The organism is Komagataeibacter sp. SM21 (genome assembly GCF_041402665.1).
Taxonomy (GTDB): domain Bacteria; phylum Pseudomonadota; class Alphaproteobacteria; order Acetobacterales; family Acetobacteraceae; genus Komagataeibacter; species Komagataeibacter saccharivorans.
Genome location: NZ_JBGLOV010000029.1, coordinates 1 through 2,368 on the forward strand (window position 1 = coordinate 1; position 2,368 = coordinate 2,368).

Sequence of the window (2,368 nt, forward strand, 5' to 3'; positions counted from 1 at the left end):
AGCTGCAGCCACTGGTACTGGAGGCGGTTCACGTCCTGAAACTCATCGGCGAGGATGGCATCAAAGCGCCGCCCCCAGTCAAGCCGGTAATCCTCGTCACGCTGCATCGTCACCGTGGGCCATAAAAGCAGATCGCCAAAATCGGCCATGTTCGCCTCACGCAGCGCTTCCTGATAGGCCGGGTAGAGAGCCGCGGCCAGATGCCACGCCATGACATCTTCGGGCGTCTGGCCCGGATAGCGCTGCACCAGGGCCTCGACGCCAGCGGCCGCCTGTTGCGGGAGCACCAGATCATCCTTGAACAGCGCAATGCGCGTGGTGACGGATTTCACCCGTTGCCGGAACGTATCGCCGTCCTGCGCGTCCAGCGCCCCGTCCGCCGTTGCCGCCTGAAGCAACCTGCGCACGATACGCCTGCTGTCCTCGGCATCGGCGATACCGAAGCCGTCACGCAGCAGCGCGATGTCGGGGTCGGTGCGCAGCTGGCGACGGCCATGCGCGTGGAAGGTGCCGATCCATCCGGGGGCACGCTCCGCGCCCACGGCATCTGCAATGCGGCTGCGCATTTCCTCGGCGGCCCGGTTGGTGAAGGTAACGGCAAGGATGCGCGAAGGTGCGATATTCCGTCGCCCGATACGGTCGACCACGCCGGCCACCAGCGTGCGGGTCTTGCCGGTTCCCGCCCCGGCCAGCACGACAACCGCACCTTCCTGTCGCGCGGCCTGGCGCTGCGGCGGCGTCAGCCCCGCCAGCATGGCCTCACCGGGAAAGGTCTGCATGCCGGCCATAGACCAGTTCCTCCACCATGTCGGCCTGTGCCGCATCCAGATCCACGATCCTGCCGTCAGGCAGAAACAGTGTTACGATCCCGCCATAGTCCCAGCGGCCCTCGCGGTCTTTTTCCCCCCCGATGACGAGCCCCCGGTAACAGTCCGCCGCGAAGCGCAGTTCGACAAAGGTCTGGGGGAAGGCCGCGTCTTCGCGGGCACCGGTTTCGAGCAGCCATTCCTGCACGAGATCTGCCCGTCGTGACCATCTGGCCGTCGCACGCGCGATCTCGGCCTGAAGCGCTTTCATGTCGGGCCTGAGCGGTCCCGTTCCAGGCAGCGTCCCCTGAACGCGGACCCGACCTTTCCCGGGCGCCATTTCCACAAACTCGCCTGCGGGCATGCGCTCACAGGTGAACAGCGTGAAGCCCGCGTCAAAATCCCAGCGCTTTCCGTTCCACGCCCCGCCAACCACCAGACCGGTCGCATCCAGCGTCCCGCCATCACAGGCGGCCAGCACCCACGGGATGTCCTTGCCCAGCCGCACCGTGCCCACGATATGGCGGAGATGGTCCGGATGGCGGAAGAATGCCTCAAGAAGCGTATCCACCGCCTCACCGAGACTGGTCAGCAGGGAAAGTTCGTAGGCCACGCGGGCCTGGTCTGAACCGGTCATGATCTGTTTCCTTCAGGCCGCCGCAGCAGCCATATTCTTGAGTGTGCTGTTGAAATCCTTGGAACGGTCGGGCGGCAGGCGCCGGGCGAACTCGACACCCGCCTCTTCAGCCAGCCCGTAAAGCGTGTCGGCGAAACCGTCGCCCGCATCATCATCGTCGGTCGCAACGATCAGGACCGCATCGGCAATCTGCCGCATGTCGGCCAGATGCGCCCGGATCGCCGCCTTCGTCTCCGGTCCCATGGCGCCACCGGTCGAGCAGTACATCGTATCCGGGGTCCGGACCCGGTCGAGGGCCGCAAACGAAAGCGCATCGATGGCCGCCTCGCAGACGACGAGGCGACGCACCTGTGCTGCACTGCCGGGCTGGAAGCGGAACAGGCTCTTGATCGTGCCGCCAAGACACATATGCGTCTCCGGCCCGCGCAGCTCCGCGCCGCATACTTTCCCGTCCGCATCGGTATGGGCGAACCAGGCGGCGTGATACCCGTCGCGGATGCAGCCTTTCATGGCCGCGCGCCGCACGACGTCTTCAGGCAGGCAACGCTCGCGGACCAGGTAGTCCCAGACCCTGCCACCCCGACGAAGGCTCTTTTTCTGTGCCCAGCGTTCCGCGGGGGCGCGGGTGTCGGTGGTGGCGGGACGGGAGCGGACATAGGCGGCCCCTTCCGGTTCCACGCCGATGAGCTGGCCCAGTTCGAGACAGACATCACGCCATCCCATTTCCGGGTGCAGGTGACGCATGAGCGCAAACACATCGCCCTTTTCGTCCCCGTTTGCATGCCACCAGCCCCGTCCCTCGTGATTGACGATGACGTTGCTCGCTCCGTTGCGATATTTGAGGCACTTGCGCGTGCTTTTCGCCTTGTCGAGCAGATAGCCGTTTTTCTCCAGAAGGGCCGCGCATGAAACACCTGAGACGATC

At 65.4% G+C, this 2,368-nt stretch carries 3 protein-coding genes; all 3 read right to left on the reverse strand.

Translation table 11 applies throughout. From position 1 onward, the window contains the following. Positions 1–788: UvrD-helicase domain-containing protein (locus tag ACBR42_RS15725; RefSeq protein WP_371208634.1), on the reverse strand; the 788-nt coding region annotated here is incomplete at its 3' end. Beyond that, positions 760–1,443, reverse strand: a complete 684-nt coding sequence (locus ACBR42_RS15730; protein ID WP_371208635.1) for a hypothetical protein — start codon at positions 1,441–1,443, stop codon at positions 760–762. The genes ACBR42_RS15730 and ACBR42_RS15725, both read right to left, overlap by 29 nt. A 12-nt stretch (positions 1,444–1,455) precedes the next feature. Beyond that, positions 1,456–2,367: a DUF3991 domain-containing protein gene (locus ACBR42_RS15735; RefSeq protein WP_371208636.1), complete on the reverse strand. Its 912-nt coding sequence runs from the start codon at positions 2,365–2,367 to the stop codon at positions 1,456–1,458. Position 2,368 lies beyond the last annotated feature (1 nt).